This window comes from Streptomyces sp. NPDC050619 (assembly GCF_040654815.1).
Lineage (GTDB): Bacteria > Actinomycetota > Actinomycetes > Streptomycetales > Streptomycetaceae > Streptomyces.
Window position 1 is genome coordinate 1 of sequence record NZ_JBFAIR010000128.1, and the last position, 1,697, is coordinate 1,697.

The 1,697-nt window shown below is 72.5% G+C and carries 1 protein-coding gene; it reads left to right on the forward strand.

The genetic code is table 11. The features are described 5' to 3' along the window. Positions 1 to 1,697, forward strand: a 1,697-nt coding sequence (locus AB0I77_RS53425; protein ID WP_363290310.1) for a beta-ketoacyl synthase N-terminal-like domain-containing protein, incomplete at both ends; no start/stop codon positions are given.

Consider the following 1,697-nt stretch of genomic DNA (forward strand, 5'->3'; position numbering starts at 1 on the left):
CGCGGCGGGGACGCTGCCCGCGCCTGCCCTGGTGCCCATCCGCCTCGACCTGAAGGCGCTGCGCTCGGCGGGCGAGGACCTGCCCACCCTGTTCAAGGGCCTGGTCCGCACGCCCGCCCGGCGTACCGCGGCGGCGGGTGGTGGCGGGGCCTTTGCGACCGCGCTCAAGCAACAGCTCACCGGCCTCTCCGTGGAGGAGCAGGAAGCCCTGCTGCTGGACACCGTCCGCACGCATGCGGCGACCATCCTCGGCCACGCGGGCGCCGACGCCGTCGACCCGGACCGGGCCTTCAGCGAGCTGGGCTTCGACTCGCTCAGCGCGGTCGAGTTCCGCAACGGCCTCGGCGAGGCCGTCGGCCGGCGCCTGCCCGCCACCCTCGTCTTCGACTACCCCAGCCCGGCCGTGCTCGCCCGGCACCTGGCCCAGGAGGTCACGGGCACCGGCGCCGACACCACGGGCGCCGCCACCACCGTGGCCGTGACCGACGACGACCCGATCGCGATCGTCGGCATGAGCTGCCGCTATCCGGGTGGGGTGGAGACGCCGGAGGACCTGTGGCGGCTGGTGGCCGGCGGGGTGGACGCGGTGTCGGAGTTCCCGACGAACCGTGGCTGGAACATCGACGAGCTGTACGACCCGAACTCCGAGCGCCCGAACACCAGTTACGTCAAGCACGGTGGTTTCCTGCACGACGCCGCCGACTTCGACCCCGACTTCTTCGGCATCTCCCCCAACGAGGCCCTGGGCATGGACCCGCAGCAGCGGCTGCTGCTGGAGACGTCGTGGGAGGCGATCGAGCGGGCCGGCATCGACCCCGCCACGCTCAAGGGCACGGCCACCGGCGTCTTCGCCGGGATGATGTACCACGACTACGCCGCGAACAGCGGCACCGGCGCCATCGCCTCCGGCCGCGTCTCGTACGTCTTCGGCCTCGAAGGCCCCGCCGTCACGATCGACACGGCCTGCTCGTCGTCGCTGGTGGCGTTGCATCTGGCGGCGCAGGCGCTGCGGTCGGGTGAGTGCTCGCTGGCGCTGGCGGGTGGTGTCGCGGTGATGGCGACGCCGGAGGCGTTCGTGGAGTTCAGCCGTCAGCGGGGTCTGGCCCCCGACGGCCGCTGCAAGTCCTTCGCCGCGTCGACGGACGGTACGGCGTGGGGCGAGGGCGTGGGCATGCTCCTCGTCGAGCGCCTCTCGGACGCCCGGGCCAACGGCCACCCCGTCCTCGCGATCGTCAAGGGCTCGGCGGTGAACCAGGACGGCGCGAGCAACGGCCTGACCGCGCCGAACGGTCCCTCGCAGCGCCGGGTGATCCGGCAGGCGCTGGCCTCGGCGGGTCTGACCACGAACGACGTGGACGCGATCGAGGCGCACGGCACGGGCACCACGCTGGGTGACCCGATCGAGGCGCAGGCGCTGTTGGCGACGTACGGCAAGGATCGTCCGGAGGATCAGCCCCTCTGGCTGGGCTCCATCAAGTCGAACATGGGCCACACCCAGGCCGCGGCCGGCGTCTCGGGCATCATCAAGATGGTCGAGGCGATCCGGAACGGCGTCCTGCCCCCCACCCTGCACGTCGACGAACCCACCCACCAGGTCGACTGGTCCGAGGGCAACATCCGCCTGCTGACAGAGTCCCAGCCCTGGCCGGAGACGGGCCGTCCCCGCCGGGCGGGTGTCTCCTCCTTCGGCATCAGCG